We start from the raw sequence: 21,038 nt of genomic DNA on the forward strand, positions 1-21,038 counted from the left end.
GGCGAAGCGCGCAGCACCAGCATGTGGTTACGCAGCGAAGGCGCACACAACCGCTCACGCGACAGCAGCCAGCAGTTAAAAACGCAGGCTAACCGCTATGTGATCCAGCTTGGTGGTGATGTTGCCCGCTGGCAGTTTGATCAGCAGCGCCTGCGTATGGGGGTCATGGCCGGTTATGGCAACAGCCGCAGCAGCACCGTTGCTCAGGTTTCTGGTTACAACAGCAAAGGCAAAGTCGACGGCTACAACCTGGGGCTGTATGCCACCTGGTATGCCAATGCGATAGATAATAGCGGTGGCTATCTGGACGGTTGGGTGCAGTATAGCTGGTTTGATAACACGGTATCTGGGCAGGGTCTACAATCGGAGCAGTATGACGCCGATGGCATCAGCGCCGCACTGGAGAGCGGCTACCGCTTCAAACTGCGTGACAACCCGGCCCAGACGGTGAGCTGGTACTTGCAGCCACAGGCGCAAGTGGTCTGGATGAATGTCGAGGCGGATGATCACCGCGAAGCCAATGGCACCTGGGTGCGTGGTGAAGGGGAAGGAAATCTGCAAACGCGTGTTGGCTTAAAACTGTTTGCACAGCGCAGCCATGCCCACGAACAGGCGATGGCATTTCAACCGTTTATTGAAGCCAACTGGGTACACAACAGCAAAGATTTCGCCAGCAGCCTGGATGGGGTGGTGGTTAGCCAACGTGGCGCGGCCAATATGGGTGAAGTCAAACTGGGCATGACCAGCAGGTTAACCAACCAACTGAGCCTCTGGGGCAACGTGGCACAGCAGATCGGCAACCACGGTTACAGCGACAGCGCCGCCACACTGGGTGTGCGTTATCAGTTCTAATTGTTCTGACCACTTCTGGCACCGGTGATATTGGGTGCCAGGATACGCAATCGCTAGACAGATAGGTGAGAACCAAACGAGCTAGCTGATGTTAAATGCTGTCAGCGCGCGACTCACTGTGATCAAACTGGCGATAGAACTTGTTGGCAACCAGATAACCGTGGTTGAGAATTGTGTCGAACTCTAATTCAGTTAATTTTCTCAGCGTGGTTGGAAAATTGGCAGCGAATGCTGCTGAAGCGCAAGGGGAGCCACTGCTGATTGATTTACCTATATAGAAATAAGCACCTCTCCCTTTCTCTTTTTTTAAATAATTGATAAATGTTCGAATGCGTAAAGAGCGTGACTGCCCGGACATAATATCGGCGACACGTTTCATCCGCCATGGATTCAGTCGAGAAAAGGAAAACCCTTGCATCAACGGCGCACCTGCATCAGATACGATAATTGCCGTTCCCTGAGGTAACACGGTTTTGATCACACCTCTACCGGCATCAAAAAATGGTTCGAGACCAAGATTATCGTAGATACCGCCATCATATAAGTGAAGATTGGCATAGGCTGGTAGGATGCATTTGGCATTTTCAACCGATTCATTCCACTGCCATTTTTTCCACTGATATTGTTCGGCTGATATCGTCAATGGGCCGATTGCGCCCGGAAATGCTGCGGACACAGCCAACGCATTAGCCAAAGGAAAGTCATCCGAACGAGCATAACCTAATACATAATCGCCAAAATCTTTCTGCTTGAAACGAAAACGTTTCCCTGTCTCGGCGGTTGTTGCATTGATTGACCATTCTGGATTGTCTGGCAACTGAGAGAGCGTCGCCGTCACTCCCCATTTATCACGTAACGCATACGCCAACAAGTTAGCGCGTGAAAACCAACAGCCCCAGTCTGTTATTTTCAGCGATTTCAGTTGGCTAACCATTCCGCTGATCAAACTTTGCGTACACAACTTTTTGCGCATCACGGGCAGTGAGTGAGTAAGATACTGAGCAGAGGTTGGCCATTGCATTTTGTTGTTTTGTAACAATAAGCCTAACACCAGACTGCCTCCAGATACGCTGGAAATATGGCTCACCCGCTCTAACGCATCATGTTCAGCTAAGAAACGCAGCACTCCCAGATGAAAAACCATCGCTCTGATGCCACCACCGGAAAGCGCCAACGCAATAAGTTGATTACTGTTGCTAATCACAATCTAGCCTCTACATAAATATGAATATTATCTTGGTTGCCAATGCGCACCATTTTATCTAAGGCAAAATCACCCACGTTTTCTCACCAAAAACAGTATTTGACCTGATCGCCTATTTATGTTCTTTCCCTTATCAAAGCAAAAGAACTTTTTAGCCCCTCCCCCTGTGAAGGGGGAGGTTGGGAGGGGGTTATTTTAAAATCATCCCATGCATTAAAACCCACTCTAACCTTCTCATTATCAACCGCAGGGAACTGTCTAGCGCCTTTCCTTGTGACACAAGACAAACACAGGTTTGTGCATTTTTACACGTTATTCACTCAATAAGGTGACTATTTTTAGTCAATAATCGGGTAAAAATGTTCATGCGTTTGCCCTGCCATTTTACCGGCTTCCCGGTGTTGAATGTGTGGTCGAGCAGCAAAATAAAATCTGCTTTCCAATATGTTGGTTATTTTATTGATATTAAACAACGTGTTTTCCATTATCATCCGTAGTCAATCACAGTTAATTAACGTAAGACATTAACAAGCAGCAGGTTATATTTTGCTGGTATGACTGTGCGACAGAGCGGTTTGACTCACACACTGCTGTTCGCGTTACAACCTGCCGCTGTCCTGCTTGGCCTGAGTGTGATACTGAGCAATAGGTTCACCTTTGATACGCCAAATTATTCACTTATCATAATGATTTTAAATGAATTAAAATCATTATGATCAGAGCTGCCGTTGGTAGGGTTTGGGTGTTGAAAATCTGCTTGGCATGATTTATCCACATGTTTAAATTAATATTTATTGCACTGGCGCTGGCTGAACAGTTCAGTTGAGCCAGCGTGGTGAGTCTGCCTGAATGGCTCAGTGATTATGAGTTGAATCCAAGTATTTTTTATGTATTATGCTAGCGTTGTTTACCGCCAAGGTCACGATGGCACTCACCAGAGTGACTGAAATAGCTGGATTGACAGCGCATGACCAGCCCCGAAAGCGATCTGAAGCAACCCGGGGATAAGTGATTTTGATTAAACCACCTTGATGCATTTAGAGGTTTTAATGGATTAAGAGAGAGGTTAGGACGAATGAATCTTGGTGTAGATATTATCGAAATTTCGCGGGTAAATACGGCACTGACGCGCAGCGGTGACAAGCTGATGCAACTCTTATTAACCCCAGCCGAGCAACAGGCACTGGGCGATCTGACCGAAAACATTGAGCGGGTAGCGGGTTACTGGGCAGCCAAAGAAGCGGCGGTAAAAGCACTGGGCACTGGCTTTCGCTTGGGGATCTTATTTCATGATATTCAAATTATGCATGATGATCTCGGTTGCCCCTATTATCTCTTCAGTGGTGAGTTTGCGCGAATAATGCAGCAAAAGAATCTCACCAGTTCCACATTAAGTATTTCTCATTGTCAGTCGCACGCCATTGCTGCTGCGGCGTTGAGTTAATGATTAAAATAAAGGAATATTTATGTCTAACTATCCCGATCTTGCGGGTAAAAACGTAGTCGTCACAGGTGCCAGTGGTGATATTGGCTTGGCGATTTGTGAAAAATACCTCGAGCAAAGCACTAACGTTTTCGCTATTTACCATTATGACAGTAGCGGGTTAGAAAAATTAAAAACCACCCACCCACAGGGTGAACATCTGCATATCAGGCAATGCGACATTGCTAATATCGCCGAACTGTCTCGTCTGGCGGATGAACTTGAAAAACAGATTGATGCAGTTCATGTGCTTATTAATAATGCTGGGATCTACAAAGACAATATATTTTCCGCATTGACCTATGAAGAGTTTGATCAGGTCATTAAGGTCAATCTATACGGAACATTCGGCATGACCAAAAAATTGCTGCCGTTATTACGCCATGCGCGTAATGCGACGGTGGTGAATATCTCCTCGGTATCTGGTATTACCTCCAGTTTTGGCCAAAGCAATTACAGTGCTGCCAAGGCGGGGATTATCGGCTTCACCCGTACATTGGCAAGTGAAATGGCGGCAAAGGGCATTCGAGTCAATGCCGTGGCGCCTGGCATGATCGAATCCAGAATGGTGAAAAAAGTACCACGCCAAATTGTACGTACCGTAATGTCAGCCATCCCGTTGAAACGTCTTGGCCGTGTTGATGAGATTGCCAATGTGGTGGCTTTTTTAAGTTCAGACGCATCAAGCTATATCGTGGGGCAGACGCTAGTGGCTGATGGCGGTCTAGTGATGCGTTAACCTACAGGAATGTTGAATGGCTAATTATAACAGGAGTTTAGTTCCCCCCCCATTACTGCTTAAGATGGGGGCGTGGCGTGCACCTATCTTTATGGTTGATCGTATTATTGACTTTTCGCCTGGCGAAAAGGGTTCGATCACCGTGATTAAACACGTCACCTTTAACGAGTCCTATATTCCCGGACATTTTCCTGATAACCCCGTGATGCCGGGGGTAATGATCGCCGAGATTTTTGGTCAGTCCAGTGAATATTTGAGCTTACTGAACGATTTTTGCTTACTGCATGAACGCGAAACGCAGCAGTCATTGAAGAAATTCGATGACGTTTCACGTGAATTGAGCACCCAAGAGGGGGCAAGACGCATAGTGGCAGAACGCGCGCGCATCATCGGTGTCCTGGCGTCACAGGACGTTAAATATAAGAACTTGGTGTTACCGGGTGACACGATTGAAGTAACCAGTCGGCTGGCCTATGCCGATATCAATGGATTCTACCACTACGAAGTGGAAGCGCGAGTTGGTCGTAATATCGTGAGTGCGGGACGTATTGTCAATTTTCGGACGGATGTCAGCAAAGCTGCAAGCAAGGGCATACAGGTGAAATATCAAGGAGAAACAGAATTATGAATAACATCACGCTGATTGAGGCGATCGAACAGCGCAAGCGGGTGCTGGAGAAGATCAAAACAGGTCTGATAGAGCGTCTGAATCTCTATCAAAATGCCAAGCAGATTGACGACGACACGCCGTTGTTTGGCAGCGGATTGAAGCTGGACTCCGTCGATGCGACCGAAGTTATCGTACTGCTTGACGAAACCTTCGGCATTCGTATCAAAGAGGGGGATGATCCTTCCTACATGCGCAGCGTCAATACCTTAGCTTCGTTTGTTATCGCCAAACAGCGAGAACTCACCTATGGGGCAGCCACAGCAGGAGCGAACAAGGAATGAGCAGACTCACTGAAATTCATCAACAGCACGGTGCGATCTTGGGCGAGCGCAACGGCGTCACTATCCCGCTCAGCTATGGTGCGGCGGATCAGGAATACAGAGCAGTACGTAAAAACATTTTGCTGTCTGACTACTCCCACTTTGGCATAGCTGCCATCAGTGGTGATGATGCATGGTCACTGCTAAACCAACTGGTTTCCGGCGATGTTTCATCGATCCGCGATGAACAGGCAATGTACAGCCTGATCCTTGACGACAGTGGCAACATCATCACCGATCTGTATATCGCCTGTGATGACGAGCGTTTTCTGCTGCTATCGGAGTGGGTGAGTGGTGAGCGACTGTGTGAATTGCTGCGTGCCAAACTGGCAGAAAATGAGCAAGAGTTTACCGAGATCGACGCGATCGAATCACTGACGCCAGAGTGGGGTGTACTGCATTTCGAAGGGCCATATGCCTGGGAGTTGTTGGCTGAAGTGTACGGCATGGACGTGATAGGTCTGCCGTTCCAGGAGCACATGCATGTAGACGATGATTTGATCCTGCTGCGTAGCGGCAAACACGGCGAATATTCCTACAAACTTATCGGGCCGCAAGATCTGTTAGCTGAGGTCTGGTTACAAATGCTAGCAGCGGGTGAGCAGTACGACATGCGCACCGGCGGATTGGACTATCAGCGTTTGGTACGTCTGGAAAACCCCTGCTGGGAGCCAGACACCCTGAACAGTTATAGCCGTTGCCCAATCGCATTACAGATGCAATGGGCCGTGCGTTACGACAAAGAGAGCTTCACCGGTCAGGAAAGTCTGAACCAGCGCTTGGCGCAGGGAGTCACTCACCGAGTGGTAGGGATGAAGATTGCCGGTAAACCTGAAGCGATCCCACAGCGTGGTGACAAAGTCATCTGTGATGGCAACTGCATTGGTGAAGTGATCACCTGTGGTTATTCGCCAGATCTGGATGCCTGTCTGGGACGGCTGTTGCTCAACGATGCGATGGCCTGGGCCGACATTGATGCTTACCAAGTTATGACAGCGGGCACATCGGTCACAGTCAACACCTCGCCGGTGCCTTTCGCGCGCAACTACAGCTTCTTGGTTAATCCTTCTGAACACAGCTGTGTCGACAGCACACGCCCGCGTGACCTGCTGCAACAAGCGGAATGGAATCGATTGAAAGAGGAGAACATGCGTGCAGAAAAAGCAGCCCGGGCTACAGCAGAAAGCGAATCAACAGTATAACGCATTGATAAAATAGCTTAATTAGCTTATTCGTTGCTGGGAAAATGTGAACTCCCAGTCTGATAACTCCAGCATCTGACTGGGACCAGCACAATTAGCCAGACAAGGTGCAGTATCACGGATATCTGTTTGCCATCAACGTGGTTTTCGATAGGGCTTTTTCCAAAAATCATTCTAATCACAAGTAGTTGTTATAGGTTATGGCATATCCACATTTGATTTCTGGTTTGTTGACACGGAATACACTATGACAGTCACTCGCAAAAGAGTGGTGATAACCGGCATGGGACACCTCTCTTCGATTGCTAATAACGTTGCCGATTTTAAACAAGCGCTGCTGGATAAAACCTGTGGCATAAAACCCAGCAAAAAGTATCTGGAATGGTTTGAGGATGCGAATGCCTCCGAAGTGTTACAACCACTGAGTTGGCCCGAACTCTCGGCGGAAACGGTTGCTGCGTTGGACAATGCGGCGCTATGGGCCTACAAAGTTGGCTACGAAGCGCTAAGCCAAGGGCAATTACCCCGTGGTGAACTGCGTGATAAAACCGGGTTGATTATTGGGGTTTCCTCTGCCGGCACTGAAGCTTTTATGCCATTGATTGAACATCAAATGGAGCGTTTCTCGCTGAAAAAAGTGATGGTTTCCGGCAGTTTCTCTTCCTGTTGTGCCATCGTTTCGTCACTGCTTGGGCTAAAGGGCGGTTTTGAACTGGTCGCTACCGCCTGCACTGCCAGCACTAACGCGATGGGGATCGGTTATGATCTGATCCAGAATGGCAAAAACCCTACCGTATTGGTGGTAGGCACCGAACCTATCTACCTACCGACCTTTGCCGGTTTCTATGCACTGCACGCGATGAAGCGCACCCCATCCAGCCCGTTCTCTGGCACACCGGGAATGTCAATTGGTGAAGGGGCGGGAGCATTACTGCTGGAAGAGTACGAACACGCTCTCGCGCGAGGTGCCACCATTTACGGCGAGATGGTCTCTTATGCCACCTCTTGCGATGCTTATCACGAAACCGCACCTGATCCACGCGGTGATGGCGCGGTACAAGTGATGCGCCACGCGATGCAGAATGCGGAAATCGGGCCGACAGACATTGATTATATCAATGCGCATGGCACCGGCACCGAGGCTAACGACCGCTGTGAAACCTTAGCCATGAAAAAGGTTTTCCCCAATATCATCGATATTCCAGTGAGTTCGACTAAAGCTTACGTCGGCCACAATATCGGTTCCGCTGGGATTATTGAACTGCTGGCCTGTTTTCTGACGTTACCTGAGAACAAAATCCTGCCGACACTTAACTTTACTACCCCACGCCCGAACTGTGATCTCAACTACGTGCCGAATGAGTTCCAACACGCTGAAGTTAAAATGTTCATGAAGAACAACTACGCCTTTGGTGGTAACAACTGCTGCGTGATCGCCAGCGTGAAGCCGGAACAGAGCCCAGCCAGCCAATACCAAGCTAAACGGGTAGCGATCACCGGCATGGGCGCGGTCAGTTCTGTTGGCCACACGCTGCACAACATCCTGGAAAAAATGTGGGCGCAGCAGCCACTATCGCAACTTCATCCGCTATTGCTTGACGCCTCAACCAGTCAGGATTTTGGCGAAATCCTCAATAGCATGAAGAGCAATCATGAAGTGGTTGACTACATGCAGCACCATTTCAGCGCAAGCGATATGGCGAGCAAACTGGATCAACCTTCAGGGGTGCATCAGGTTCTCGATCTCGATGCACGTAAAACCCTGCGCCGTTTTGACCCGCGTAAAGCCAATACCATCAGTACCTTTGCCTTACTGGCAATTACTCAGGCAATGGCCGATGCCGGGCGTAAAGTGAAGCGCGACGGCCAGACGCTCGGCATGATCCTGGGGATGTCAAAAGGCCCGCAAAGCACCGTCGTTCGCTATCTGGAAAGCCTCTTTCCTGATCCAACCAAAGTACGCACCTCTGAGTTCCCCGGCTCACTGATGAACGCCATCTCCACCTTCTGTTCGATTTCTGAAGGGATCAAAGGCTACAACACCTCACTGGCAACCGGTATCAACGCCGGCTTGGGGGCGTTGACCTACGGTTATGAATTGATCCGCCAGTCGTTACAGCCGCAAGTGATTGTCGGTGGTGCGGATGAAAACATGAGCACTTTCGTCATCTACCTGCTGGCGTTGAACAGTGATCTACAGTTGACCCTTGATCCGGCTGACTTCAAAGTTTACAGCCAGCATGCCAAAGGCTACGTTCCTGGTGAAGGGGCGGGTATGCTGCTGATTGAAGATCTGCAACATGCTCAAGATCGCGGAGCACATATTCATGCTGAGATCATCGGCTACGGCAAATCGAGCGACGGTAGCTTCTTTGAACAAGACAATATCACCGCCAAAGTGGCCTCGATGGCCAGCGCGATCCGCCAGGCATTACAGGAAGCGGACATCAAACCGCAGCAGGTCGATCTGATTTGTGGCACCAGCGACGGCACCCCGATCCGCGACGCGGCTGAGATCGGGGCGGTGCGCGAAGTGTTTGCGGAGTCGCGTTACCATCTGCCGTTTGTTAACTACAACGCCTGGTTTGGCTTGGTGGAATCCTGCATCGGTATTCTCAACATCGCGGTCGTCACCGAGATCATGAAACGTGGTGAAATATTACCTATCCCCTATACCGAGCAATTCTGTGCTGATGATATCGCCTTTGTCACTCAGCCATTAAACAAAACTGTCCGCATCGCGCTGGTGCTCGGTGCCACCGAAGGGGGCAACCATTATGCCGTGCTGTTGAGGAGTATGGCGTGATAGATAACGTCGCTCTCAGTGGTTGGAGTGTAACCAGTGCCTATGCGCCGGACTTTCCGGCGCTGATCGACGGTTTGATCGCCGGCAGAGTGATCGGCTCGCAACCGTGGTTCGATAGTGCCCATGAATGGCAAGATTTGCGCTTAAGCTGTAACCCGCACTATGCCCCTGAAGCGAAGCCCTTCGGCGCTGCTTTTTCTCGCCTGCAACCGGTGATTGCGCAAGCGCTCACCACGGCGGGTTTAAATCAGCAACAACTGCAAGGAAAACGGGTACGGGTTTATCTGGTCGGTCATGGCCAGCGCGCTGACATCGCCGACTACCTAGGCTATCAGGATCGCAACGATCAAGAAGAACTGCTGCTGTTTCCCAGCATCAAACGGCTACATGCCGACAACTTTGATCAGGATCGATTGGTACAACAGTTAACGCAAGCCTATCAGCTCAGTTGGCCGGTGATTTCACTCTATTGTGCCAGCAACTCCTCATTGGCGGCGGTTCATCTGGCACAGGCAGCGATTGCCGCCGGAGAACTGGATCTGGTACTGATTATTGGCTGGTTGGAAACACAGACGCAGGACATCGTGTTCCTGGGTGGACAAGACATGCTGGGCGAAGGGGGTTCACAGCCGTTCAGCAATCACAACAGCAGCATCTTACCGACTAACGGCGTCGTGGCACTCATCCTAGAAAGTGGACAACACGCTCAGCGGCGAGGGTTTAAACCGAGTGCTTGCTTACGTAGCTCGATGTTTTGCCAAAGCAGCGGCGGGCGCGGTAGCAGCTCGTTCACTGCCGATTTTCGCACCATCGCACAGACACTGGAACGCGTACTGAAACAGGCTAAGTTATCGCCCCAGGATATTGCCTGTGTTTTTCCTCATGCCAATGGGGTGATCGCCAGTGACAAAGCCGAGGCCATGGCACTGCAAAAACTCTGGGGAAAGACTGGCATTCCGGTGGTGAGCTACAAAGGTCAGATCGGTTATATGGTCACCTGTTGTGGCATCCTTGATCTGATGCTGATTGGTGAGGCGTTACAGCAGCGCCGCCTGCTGGCATCCACCAGCCGCTACCCTATCGATGAAAGCCTGCAAATTCAGGTTCATGCTGATAGCCCACCCTTAGCATTGGAAAAAAGTCACATCCTCAAATCCGGCATCGGGCTGGACGGCTCAGCGATCGCGATGGTGATTTCTGCTAACTGGGAAGGTGCCAATGCGTGAAGAGAAACGAACGATACCGGCAGCAGCGATTAATTTGGTCGGCTTTTCGCTGCTGGAACCGCGCCTGCCGATGCGCCGATTTTCACCGAGCTGGTACAACGTTTGGGAAGCGTGGCTGTATAAAAAAGCCAATGCCAAACTGGGCAGCAGCCAGTGGTTGTTCCGGCGCTTCGGGATTGACAGCGAGATGCTAGCGGAAGAGGCACTGCGCAAAGCCAATTATCGCGACTGGTTGAACAGCATGAACAGCGCTTGTAGTCAGGCGATGGCGCAACTCGGTAGCAAAGGTGAATTCCACCTGCGCCATGAGCGCAATGCGCTGTTTTATGTCGACTCCTGGGGAGAGACTGCCACCATTGAAGGGATCAACAGTTGGCGTGATTCATTAAGCGTCGACATTCTGCCGAAAAGCATTGTACGTGACTACGGCATTAAAGATTTCACCTGCAAATTGCGCGGTGAGCGCAATGGTTTGATGAATGCGCTGCTGCTGGCACAAGACAGCCTGAACAGCAATATGGCGGATAACGTGATCATTTGCGGCCAATTCCGCAGCTTCCCGGTGCTGGTTTTTTCCGAAACCCAGCGCTTCCCGCCCGCCAGCAAGCGCGCGCCGGTGTCGGCTAACTGCCAATTCAGTATTGAACGTGTCGGCTGCCTGATCCTGAAAAAGGCCGCCGGACAGGGGGTGACATTGCATCTCAGTGACTATCAGAGCCTACAAGGCTCAGCGCAGCAGCGCGCCACCCAGTTGGCAGATCAATGTAACGCTTATCTTCGCGCAGATACCCACGCCGTGTTAGGCGTCACACCACCCGCGCCGTCACTGCGCGCTATGCAACGCCAGGCTTTCCAGCAATTAGCCAACCACCCGCGCGTACCCAACCGCCAACTCGGTGTTTCACTCAGTGATCGGTATGGTGATAGCGGCTGCATGAACCCGGCACTGGCCTGGCAATATCTACAGCAAAACGGTATCAGTGGTCACAGTTTGCTCAGCGTGCTGGACGGTGACGGTAGCGCCTGGTTACTGGAAAACTGGGGAGCGCAGCAATGATGCACGATGACGGATTACTGTGGGCACAGGCGGTTCCGTTGCCGTCATGTTATTGGGGAGCATCATGACCACGCTACAGACCGCACAACCGCTGCCGATTGTCTCAATGCAGCAGGCCGGCAAACAATTTGGTAATGGCCCCGGTGCTATTGTTGCGCTGGCAAATATCACCACCGAAATTCATGACGGTGAATTTATCGCGCTGTGCGGCCCCTCCGGCAGTGGTAAAAGCACCCTGCTGAATCTGATGGCCGGGATCGATTACCCGACCAGCGGCCAGGTTTATCTACTGGGGAATGATCTCTCGCTGCTGAATGATCAGCAAACCGCCCGCTTGCGCGCTGATGCCATCGGTTTTGTGTTTCAGTTCTTTAACCTGTTGCCGGTGTTGAGTGTGTTTGACAACGTCTATTATCCGCTGATGCTCAACGGGTTTAGCCGCCGGGTAGCACAGCAACGGGTGATGGAGATGCTGGAGAGAGTGGGGTTGGCGGCACATTACCAGCGAATACCCAGCGAACTCTCCGGCGGACAACAACAGCGCGTGGCGATTGCGCGTGCGTTGGTAAAGCGTCCGCGCCTGGTAGTTGCCGACGAACCTACCGGTAATCTGGATAGCCGCACTGGACAGGAGATTATCGATCTGCTGCTGACGATGAATCAGCAGTTGAAAACGACATTTGTTATTTCCACTCACTCATTAGCATTGCGTGATCAGGCGAAACGGGTGTTGGAAATCAGGGATGGGAAACTGGAATATGATTCTGTTAGCGTTTAAACGTTACGCTGTGGTTTTGTATTTATTGGTCAGCGTGTTATCACTGACTAACAACGTGCTGGCAACAGCAGTTGAAACCCAGGGCAGCACAGGTTTGTCACTGTTGCAGGGGATTAATGCCCAAGCTTCAGTGAGTGCATTAACCGAGGCGGCCAGTCAGTTACAACAAAAGTATCAACAAAATGCCGATTATCGCATTGGCAAAATGTTCTATGGCTACGCTCAACTGTTTATCGCTAACGACTTCCTGAATAAAAAGAATTATATGCGTGCAGCAGAAAGCGCCAAACTGGGGTTTTTCTACATCGATGAAGCTGCAGAAACGGATGAACATGATTGGCAGATGCGCTTTCTACGCGCCAGGATGGATGCCTTTGTACCGCCATCTCATGGCCGCTGCGTTATCGCATTGCAAGACCTGCATTTTTTGCAACAGCAGCCAACTGTACCGACAGACCTGAAACCGATGATGGCGCTGATGTCGGCCAATGCGCTCACCGCTTGCCAACGCGCAACCGATGCCAAGATTGCGCTGGCCACGCTGGTGCAACTGGGCGCGGAGGGCAAACGGCTATCTCAGCTCAACAGCGGTGTGGCACCCGCATGGACACCTGCGGAACTGCGGCACATTATCCAACCACTGGCGGAGAAACCATGATGATGAATATCTTATTCTGGCTCGCCAATATCATCATTGTTTACGCACTGCTGGTGGTGCTGATCACGGCGATCCGTAAACCGACCGATATTCGTTATACCTTTCTTAATCTGTTCCGCCAACGCCGCCGTTCTGGCGTCACATTGTTGGCGATCACCTTGGGGGGCGTGGCGGTATTTATCTTTGGTGGTTTTGTCGATTATTCGTTCTGGGCATTGCGCGAGCAAACTATTCGCACCAACCTCGGACATATTCAGTTATATGAGCGGGGTTATCTCAACAGTGGCGCCAATAACTCGTTGCAATACACCATCAATAATTACGACCAGCTGAAAAATATTCTGCTGGCCGATCCGGTGATTGCCGCCAACATCGCCACCATCACCGGGCAACTGGCTTTCAGTGGCATTATTTCGCAATACGAGCAAGAGACATCCACCTTCTTCAGCGCTGTCGGCATTGAACCGCAAACCTCGTTAGTGTTGGGTTCACTCGATCGGATCATTTCAGGTAGCGATCTGTCGCGCGTGAAACCACAACAGATCACCCTCGGTTCTGGCATTGCCCACTCGCTCTCTGCCGGTTATGGCGATTGGGTCGATATGCTGGTGGTCAACCCGCAAGGTGGACAGAATGCCCTGTCTGCGCAGGTGCGTGGCGTGTTCCAGTCCGGCATCAAAGAGTACGACGACACGGCAATCAAAATGCCGCTGCACACCGCTCAGCGCCTGTTACAGACTGACGGGGTGAGTAAAATCATCATCATGCTACAGCAGACTGAGCAAACAGAAGCGGTATTGGCGCGCATCAATCAGTTGATCAACGATAAAAAGCTCAATCTGGAAACGCGCTCCTGGAATGAGCTGGCCGTGTTCTACCATCAAGTCGTCAACCTGTTTGAAGGGATTTTTCTGTTTATCAAATCGATTGTCAGCCTGATTGTGGTGTTTATGATCGGCAATACGCTGATGATGAATGTGATTGAACGCACACGCGAAATTGCCACCTTACGCGCATTAGGGCTGAACCAGTCTTATATTGGCCGCCTGTTTGTGCTGGAAGGGATCATCATCGGCATCATCGGTGCGCTGCTCAGCGTCAGCTTCGGTATTCTGATTGCTTCAATTATCAATATCAATGGCATACCGATGCCGCCCTCACCGGGCTACACCCAAGGTTATCTGGCCTTCGTGAGATGGGATCAGGATCTCAATCTATTCTGGTTCTCCTGCGCGTTACCGCTGGTCACCGCGTTGCTCGCATCGATTATCCCGGCTCGCCGCGCCTCGAAACTGGTGATTGCGCAAGCCTTCCGCTTTGTTTAATAGCTTGAGGGAGAAACGAGATGTCAAACGGACAAACTGTACTTATCACTGGCGCAGGCCGGGGCATTGGAATGGCGATCGCTGAAAAGCTGGCCGAACAAGGCTACCACCTGATCCTCAACTACCGTAAAGATCAGGGAAAAAGTGCCGCCAACCTGCAACGCTTTGTGAGCGCAGAAACCCGAGTCAAAGTGACATTGGCCAAAGCAGATATCGCCGAACCACGTGATATCAGTGAAATGGTGAAAAAACTGCGTCAACAGGGCATCGAGCGTATCGATCACTTGGTGCTGAATGCCGCCGCTGCGCCGTTCAAGCCGTTTATTGAGATGACACGCAATGACTGGAAACTGTTGCTGAATACTAACTTGATTGGTAACACCACCTGTGTACAGGAAATCGTGCCGCTGATGACCAATGGCGGCACGATTTGTGTCATCTCCAGCCTTGGCAGCCAGCGGGTATTACCAAAATACCCGCTCGGTATTGCTAAGTCAGCGCTGGAAAACCTGGTGCGTTATCTAGAGGTAGAACTGTATCAGCGCAATATTCGCGTCAATGCAATCTGCGCCGGGGTGGTGAATACCGATATGGCACCGTTCCTGCGAGATCAGTGGCCAGAGCTGTTCCAGCGCTACGAAAATAGCCCGCGCCGTTGGGTGTTGGAAGCGGAGGAAGTGGCCAATATTGCGGCGTTTCTGCTCTCTGACCAGTCAAGTGCGATACGGGGGAGCACCCTGGTTGCCGATCTTGGCATGACACTGGAACCATAAGCATTGCCGACAAGGAGTATACCGATGAAACATCAACTGGCTGGATGCCTCGTGCTGTTGAGTCTATCAGGCTCAGGGCAGGCGGCAGAACCCGCGCCGCTTTCGCTTGAAGGTGAGCAATTGAATCACCTAACCCAGCAAGATCAGCGTGCGCGCGAAATTATCCGTCGTGCCGATCGCGTGCGTGCCCCAGCCCAACCTTTCCGCTATACCCTGACGCTGTTGGAACATAAAGGCGGGCGCGACGTTAGCGAGGATCAGCAGGTGCTGGATATCTCAATGCGTTTCTACAAACCTTCAGAACAAGTGGAAAAGGGCGATGCTCGCGCACTGGTGCGCTTTGTCTCACCGGCACGCGATAAAGGTAAAGCGCTGCTCTCTGATCTGGATAAAATGTGGTATTACGCGCCTGATCTGCGCCGCCCGATCCCGATCTCACGCCAACAGCGCTTGAGAGGGCAGGTCTCCAACGGTGATGTGGTCGCCGCCGATTTCGACTACTCCTACATCTCACAACTGGTGGGTGAAGAAGCCTGTGGCGAGAGCCTCTGTTACAGACTGGCCTTGCAGCGCCGCTGGCCCCATGTCACCTATCCCGCGATCAACTACTGGGTGGAAAAACAGAGCGGCTACCCTAAACGCGCCGATTTTCTTTCTGCCGATGGCGTTGTGATCAAACGTTCGCACTATCGTGATTTTCAGCCGGTACTGGGCGAGATGCGGCCGACCACTATTGTGGTGGAGGATGCGCTGCACAAGGGCAACTACACCACCATGCGCTATAGCGATGTCCGTTTCGAGTCACTGCCGGAAAGTGTCTTCCAGAAAGAGTATCTGATGAGACTCAATGGATGATCAGCACTTATCGGCCTACGGCGATCGGCATACTATTGCTGGCAGCAACTTACAGCGATGCCAGTTGGGCGCTGGATTGCCAGCTACGGCGCGGGTATGCCGGTATTGAAGCACTCTCTTCGCATAGCGCGCAATCGTTATGGCAATTCGACGCGCCCGCGTTTGTTAACAACCGTGCCGCCAGCATCTACCTTTCCAGTGTCGGGCGTTGCAGCTTGAGCCAGCGCTTTACTATCAAGGCGCAAATCAGTGGGCAATACATCGCTCATGCCCACACACCGGGCGAGTTGGAAGATCAACGCCGCCAGCACTGGATGGTGCTCAACGAGCTGGTCGGCAGTTGGCAGGGCAGTGACAACTGGTATGTCGATATTGGCAAAATACGCCATACCAGCGGCTACCTGTTCTCGTTTTCCCCACTTGATGTGCTGCGCAATAGCGTTGGTCACCGACGTAACGTGCGCATCTTTGCCTTGGGAGATCGTTGGCGTAATTTTTATGATGAAGGCGCTTACGGTATCAGCAGCTCGTGGTACCGCAATGAAGGCAGCTACACCTTTGCCGCCTTTCCGCGCTTGAAGCGCCATGATCAGCGCCAGCAGGCCGGTTCTGAATGGGATGCACTGCTGCGCACCAACAGCAGTGACAGGTATTATGCCAGCTATAGCGCCACCGGGTTGAAGGCGTTCAACCCGACCATTTCGTTGCTGGCAGGCCAACAGAAAACGCTGGCACTCGGCACCAGCGGTAACCTGACCGACAAACTGATCCTCAGCGTTGAGGGATCGGTATCTGCTCGTGGAACTTGGCGCCATCTGGACAGCACCGCCGCACGCGCCATCCGTGACTACCGTTACGTGCAGCAGCCCTATCGGATGCGCTCGGGGGCGGTTGCGGATATTGGCATCGGTTTACGTTACACCACCGACGATCAAACCGAATACGGCGCAGAGTATTACGGCCAGAGCCAAGGCTATAGCCGCAGTGAGTGGCGAGAAAAATTCGCCACACTGCGTTTCGTTAACGGCGGTTACCGCAACCTGTTACCGCCAGAAATTGCCACACTTTATCGCGCTTTTTATCAACTTTACTCCCGCATGATGGCGGCAGAAATCGACAACGTTTCCCGCGCTGGGCATCTGCTCGGCAAACACTATCTCACGGTTTATATCCGTACCAACAAACAACAGGTCGGCAGCGTCGACTGGTCAGCCTCTGGCATGACCCATCTGGTGGATGGCAGCCATATGCTGAATTTGCACCTCAGCATACCGCTAAAAAACAGCACTGAAATTTACACCGGTGTTGCCGCCAGTTTCGGCAGTCAGGAGAGTGAATTTGGCACCTTCGGAGAAAAAGGAAATATCTATGCAGGTATACGAATCAATTGGTAACACGCACACTGGCGCTGAGATAGCGCAAGGCTGGATGATGATCTTTTCTGGCCAGGGTTCCCCAGCGGTAGGCATGGGCAGTGATGTGTGTGATATCTCGCCCGGCACCAAAGCGGTATGGGATTGTGCTAGCGATGTTTCAGGGCTGGATGTGCGCAAGCTGTGCCAGAAAGGGCCGATGACACGCCTGACGAAAACAGTCTACCAACAGCTGGCAGTCACCACCGTTAACACCGCGATGTTGACTGCGTTACGTGAGCGTCAGCCGGTGTTGGAAACCGGTTACGCCGGGCACAGCGCCGGTGAATACACGGCACTCTATGCCGCTGGCGTGATGGATTTGGAGACGTTATTTCGCGCTATTACCTTGCGCGCCACCATCATGCAAAACTTAGCTGAACAGTGCAAAGGCGCGATGTATGTACTCAAACCCTACAGTTATCAATCACTCCGTCAGCAGATTGATCATCTGGGACTCAACGATGTGCTGAATGTCTCCTGCGACAATGGACGGCAACAGCAAGTGGTTGGCGGTGAGTTGGCGGCGATCAAGACACTGATTAATCAGCTTGCACGTAGCGGGGTCGAGACCATCAAACTGGGTGTTAATGGAGCCTGGCATACGCCACTGATGCGCGAAGGGGTCAGTCAGATGCGCCAGGCACTGGCGGGCCTGCCATTTTTTACACCAACCTGCCCAGTCGTCATGAACTGTAGTGCAACAGCGGAAGATGATGTGGCCAAGATCAAAGAAAACCTGGCACTGCATCTGACGCATACCGTGCGTTGGCGTGAGAGTATGGATCTGTGGGCGGCAATCGGCCATTGCCGCTACCTGGAGATCAGCAATAAGAAAACCCTTAGCCATCTGCTGACTGAGCATTACGGCACGCGTGAGGATTATCACATTCAGCACTATTACCCGTTTATTGCCAGCCAACTGGATCACGCAGAGGGAAGGGCAGCATGATCCCTAGATTTGCTCCTTTCAGTGAAAAATACCTGAAGATAGCGGCAATCCCAATCGTGACCATCTCCAGCATGTTGAGTTGGTCACTGATCCGCAATGTGATCGATATCAGCTTGCTGGAGACGATCACCGGCTTAGGTGCGATTTGCCTCTCCATCGTCTGGAGCATGATGCGCGATGGTCGAGGCTATTGGGTATACAGCATTTTTACTATGCGGGTGTTCGAAAGCCCGCAAGTGCTGGAAAGCTATATCCAGCGTGAAACCAAGCCCACAGACAAATTGCTGTACCAGCCTTTTTGGGCTTCGCTGGTCACGCTATGTTCGGTGGTGACATTAAGTAGTCTGGTTTGGTTGGTGGAAGCAAACTGGCGCTATGTTTTGATCGGCTTACTGGGGGGCGTTGTGTTGCCAGGCTTGATGCTGCTGCAACTCAGCAGGTCGATCCGGTTCAATATTGTACGGGCGTTGCAATCCCACCGTGATCTGAACGTGGATCGCCCTCGGCGGCGTAGCCTGCCGGGCTATGTGGCTGAAGATTTATTATTGAGCCTACTGATAAACTTCGCCTTGGTATTGCCGATCGCGCGTAAACCGGCATTTAGCCTGGCGGCTGGCTATGCAGCGCCTGCGTTTATCATCGCATTTATCATTCTGATGGGCATTGTGATGCTGTCGATGCTGGTATTTGCCAGCCGGCAAAGGCGTTATGTGATGTTAGGGGAGTTGCTGAATGGTACGTTAGATAGTGAAAAGGTCCCTTTTGCGGCATGGTCATTCACCGGCAAATTGACGCGCTTTAAACGCAGCGTGATCTGGTTATTGGCCACTCTGCTATGGAGCATTTTGATTTGCCTTATCTTTGCTGCCTGGCCGATCACCCCACAATTTATGCCACTCTATCTCTGTGCGCTGTTACCACTGCTGGTGGTGTATTGTGCCGAACGCTATCAGACGCTATACAGTAATTTCCAGCAAGCACAGGAAATGTGCAAACGTTATCAGGCGCATATCTCAACTAAGACAAGATGATGCGCTAATTTACTGCTGCTGCACTTTCTCTGGCAATTGGCGCTCTGGCAATTGGCGTATTGTCACAGAAAGTGCGCTACGCTTGCTCGAACAGCCGGATCACCACATCAAATCATCCGGCACTTTAAAATCAGCATACGGATCATCGGCATCTTGCTCTTCCTGACTCAGCGCACTGTTTAATACGATGCTGCTGGCATCACGTTGGGCAATTTTATCCGCCACGCTAGCGGGGATAATGGCATACTCACTGCCACCGGCCTGATCAACCGCCAAACGCGCAATCGCCAGGCGGCCACTGATCAACTGAGCCTGTGTTGGTTTATCTACCACCAGTTTTTTAATTAACTTATTGTCGGTGAAGTTGAAATCAATATCGCCATTGGCAATCACGATCCTATTCATCTCAATCAGTTGTTTAACCTGTGCTTTGTATTCTTTTGATAAAGCCGCCTGTTTTTGCTGCTCGCTGAGCTGCTTATCACGCTCCAGTTGCGCCTTCTTGTTTTCTTCTACCGCCTCCCTTGCCTCACGCGCCTGAAGCCGCGATTTTCTCGCCGTTCTTTGCACTTTGGCCACTTTTTTGCTGGAGACTAAACCGGCTTTTAGCAACTGCTCTTGTAGGGTGAGTTTTGTCATCTTGGTTTTGAAATCCGCTGAAAAATTTTGTGGTTAGATATTCAAGTTTAATTTGCTTTCAGGGCAAAAGGTATCGTGTTGCTTCCTGTGTCATTTTCATCGTCTGAAAAACGTCCTGCCTTTTCGACCAGGTTATTCCGAACCCCAAATAAAGGATGCCGTAGTTTCATCTAACGCTTAATCACTACTACCACCATCACCGCCGCTGTCACCGCCACTGTAATCACTGCTACTGTCGCTGTCGCTTTGGTAGTGATAACTTGTCACTGAGTTAGTGCTGTTTTGTACACGGCTGTTGTTACCTTGAACAGGATGGGACAAGTGTAAGCCAAAATCTATCAAACTAGGCAGCAGCATAAAGCAAAGGATCAGACCACAAATGACGGCTATCACCCCCATGTCCAGGGTTATCGATAATATAAGAGTGGCAATCGTCAGTGAAATACGGACTGCACGGCTAAATAAAAGATTCTGTTTTATCTTCATGATGCAACTTTCCTAACTAATTGGTAACGCGTTGTTCTAGAGGGTTTGATGTTACATATTAATGATTTCTTGTTTACATTCATCCAGTGATGGCATAAAAGATACATCCTCTAAAAATGGGTGCTGTCCCATTAAATATTTTGAAATGCTCCTAACCAGTAATGATATAGCATAATTTTCTGTAGTAGTGCATTGAAAAATAAATGTTATCGATATGGCGTTTCTGGTGGGTGTGACGCAGATTTAGTCGTCATGGTTGATTGTCAGATACCAGCCAGTGATCTTATGGTGTATTTCTTCTGACTTTGAGTAGCAAAGGGTGTTGGTATCTGTATCTGTTTGCCTCTTGTACGGATATTGACCCGCTAGCCAGTGGTATGTGTTTTTTGCGGTGCAGTTGCCAATACCGGCAGAAGTGATCACGGGCAATACACAGACGATGCAGTGTAACCGTGTACTACATACACCGGCCTATCATCTACAGAATTGGTCAGCACGTTTGGCTCTTTACTCAAAACAAGTGATGGCTGATTGAGTGTCACGCCCCAGTTATGCTGGGGTATTTTCTCA

General features: G+C 50.9%; 20 protein-coding genes. 17 read left to right on the forward strand and 3 right to left on the reverse strand.

The genetic code is table 11. The features are described from left to right. Nucleotides 1–852 (forward strand): autotransporter outer membrane beta-barrel domain-containing protein (locus EOJ37_RS02830; RefSeq protein ID WP_127957606.1); only part of this gene is annotated, 852 nt, incomplete at its 5' end. 91 nt (nt 853–943) lie between these two features. On the opposite strand, the gene EOJ37_RS02835 is transcribed toward EOJ37_RS02830, so the two are convergent. After that, the gene (locus EOJ37_RS02835) at nt 944–2,056 is read right to left on the reverse strand and encodes a patatin-like phospholipase family protein (protein WP_206194013.1); all 1,113 of its coding nucleotides are present in this window, start codon (nt 2,054–2,056) and stop codon (nt 944–946) included. A gap of 1,075 nt (nt 2,057–3,131) precedes the next feature. On the opposite strand from EOJ37_RS02835, the gene acpS reads away from it, so the two are divergent. The 16 genes from acpS (at nt 3,132) to EOJ37_RS02915 (ending at nt 19,343) form a co-directional block, all read left to right on the forward strand. Then, nucleotides 3,132–3,500, forward strand: coding sequence for a holo-ACP synthase (gene acpS / locus EOJ37_RS02840; protein WP_127957609.1), 369 nt, complete (start codon nt 3,132–3,134; stop codon nt 3,498–3,500). Between the two features lie 22 nt (nt 3,501–3,522). Continuing rightward, a complete protein-coding gene (locus EOJ37_RS02845; protein WP_127957611.1) occupies nt 3,523–4,278 on the forward strand; it encodes an SDR family oxidoreductase in 756 nt (251 codons plus the stop codon). 16 nt (nt 4,279–4,294) lie between these two features. Beyond that, on the forward strand, nt 4,295–4,906 hold the full coding sequence (locus EOJ37_RS02850) for a 3-hydroxyacyl-ACP dehydratase FabZ family protein (protein WP_127957613.1): 612 nt from the start codon (nt 4,295–4,297) through the stop codon (nt 4,904–4,906). Next, the gene (locus tag EOJ37_RS02855; protein ID WP_206194014.1) at nt 4,903–5,229 is read left to right on the forward strand and encodes an acyl carrier protein; all 327 of its coding nucleotides are present in this window, start codon (nt 4,903–4,905) and stop codon (nt 5,227–5,229) included. Before EOJ37_RS02850 ends, EOJ37_RS02855 begins: the two co-directional genes overlap by 4 nt. After that, entirely contained in the window at nt 5,226–6,470 is a 1,245-nt protein-coding gene (locus EOJ37_RS02860; protein ID WP_127957616.1) for an aminomethyl transferase family protein, read from the forward strand. Before EOJ37_RS02855 ends, EOJ37_RS02860 begins: the two co-directional genes overlap by 4 nt. Before the next feature lie 247 nt (nt 6,471–6,717). Further along, the gene (locus EOJ37_RS02865; protein WP_127957618.1) at nt 6,718–9,276 is read left to right on the forward strand and encodes a beta-ketoacyl-[acyl-carrier-protein] synthase family protein; all 2,559 of its coding nucleotides are present in this window, start codon (nt 6,718–6,720) and stop codon (nt 9,274–9,276) included. Continuing rightward, nucleotides 9,273–10,502: a beta-ketoacyl synthase N-terminal-like domain-containing protein gene (locus EOJ37_RS02870; protein ID WP_127957620.1), complete on the forward strand. Its 1,230-nt coding sequence runs from the start codon at nt 9,273–9,275 to the stop codon at nt 10,500–10,502. The genes EOJ37_RS02865 and EOJ37_RS02870 overlap by 4 nt, the downstream gene beginning before the upstream one ends. Further along, complete coding sequence (locus EOJ37_RS02875; protein ID WP_127957622.1) at nt 10,495–11,559, forward strand: hypothetical protein; 1,065 nt, start codon at nt 10,495–10,497, stop codon at nt 11,557–11,559. Before EOJ37_RS02870 ends, EOJ37_RS02875 begins: the two co-directional genes overlap by 8 nt. A 64-nt stretch (nt 11,560–11,623) precedes the next feature. Further along, nucleotides 11,624–12,337, forward strand: a complete 714-nt coding sequence (locus EOJ37_RS02880) for an ABC transporter ATP-binding protein (protein ID WP_127957624.1) — start codon at nt 11,624–11,626, stop codon at nt 12,335–12,337. Next, entirely contained in the window at nt 12,318–12,995 is a 678-nt protein-coding gene (locus tag EOJ37_RS02885) for a hypothetical protein (protein WP_127957626.1), read from the forward strand. The genes EOJ37_RS02880 and EOJ37_RS02885 overlap by 20 nt, the downstream gene beginning before the upstream one ends. After that, entirely contained in the window at nt 12,992–14,320 is a 1,329-nt protein-coding gene (locus tag EOJ37_RS02890; protein ID WP_170174628.1) for an ABC transporter permease, read from the forward strand. The genes EOJ37_RS02885 and EOJ37_RS02890 overlap by 4 nt, the downstream gene beginning before the upstream one ends. A 20-nt stretch (nt 14,321–14,340) precedes the next feature. Beyond that, complete coding sequence (locus EOJ37_RS02895; RefSeq protein WP_127957628.1) at nt 14,341–15,093, forward strand: SDR family oxidoreductase; 753 nt, start codon at nt 14,341–14,343, stop codon at nt 15,091–15,093. Nucleotides 15,094–15,117: 24 nt separating this feature from the next. Next, nucleotides 15,118–15,948, forward strand: a complete 831-nt coding sequence (locus EOJ37_RS02900; RefSeq protein WP_127957630.1) for an outer membrane lipoprotein-sorting protein — start codon at nt 15,118–15,120, stop codon at nt 15,946–15,948. Continuing rightward, nucleotides 15,945–17,342, forward strand: coding sequence for a hypothetical protein (locus EOJ37_RS02905; RefSeq protein ID WP_127957632.1), 1,398 nt, complete (start codon nt 15,945–15,947; stop codon nt 17,340–17,342). Before EOJ37_RS02900 ends, EOJ37_RS02905 begins: the two co-directional genes overlap by 4 nt. After that, a complete protein-coding gene (locus tag EOJ37_RS02910; protein WP_127957634.1) occupies nt 17,317–18,312 on the forward strand; it encodes an ACP S-malonyltransferase in 996 nt (331 codons plus the stop codon). Before EOJ37_RS02905 ends, EOJ37_RS02910 begins: the two co-directional genes overlap by 26 nt. After that, nucleotides 18,309–19,343: a hypothetical protein gene (locus tag EOJ37_RS02915; RefSeq protein WP_127957636.1), complete on the forward strand. Its 1,035-nt coding sequence runs from the start codon at nt 18,309–18,311 to the stop codon at nt 19,341–19,343. The genes EOJ37_RS02910 and EOJ37_RS02915 overlap by 4 nt, the downstream gene beginning before the upstream one ends. A 99-nt stretch (nt 19,344–19,442) precedes the next feature. Here the strand turns inward: EOJ37_RS02915 and EOJ37_RS02920 are convergent, their stop codons facing one another. Both EOJ37_RS02920 and EOJ37_RS02925 read right to left on the reverse strand, forming a co-directional pair. Continuing rightward, nucleotides 19,443–19,982, reverse strand: coding sequence for a DUF2058 domain-containing protein (locus EOJ37_RS02920; RefSeq protein WP_127957638.1), 540 nt, complete (start codon nt 19,980–19,982; stop codon nt 19,443–19,445). Nucleotides 19,983–20,159: 177 nt separating this feature from the next. Then, nucleotides 20,160–20,468: a hypothetical protein gene (locus EOJ37_RS02925; protein ID WP_127957640.1), complete on the reverse strand. Its 309-nt coding sequence runs from the start codon at nt 20,466–20,468 to the stop codon at nt 20,160–20,162. Nucleotides 20,469–21,038 lie beyond the last annotated feature (570 nt).

It is taken from the genome of Serratia microhaemolytica, from assembly GCF_004011885.1.
GTDB classification, from domain to species: Bacteria; Pseudomonadota; Gammaproteobacteria; order Enterobacterales; family Enterobacteriaceae; genus Serratia_G; species Serratia_G microhaemolytica.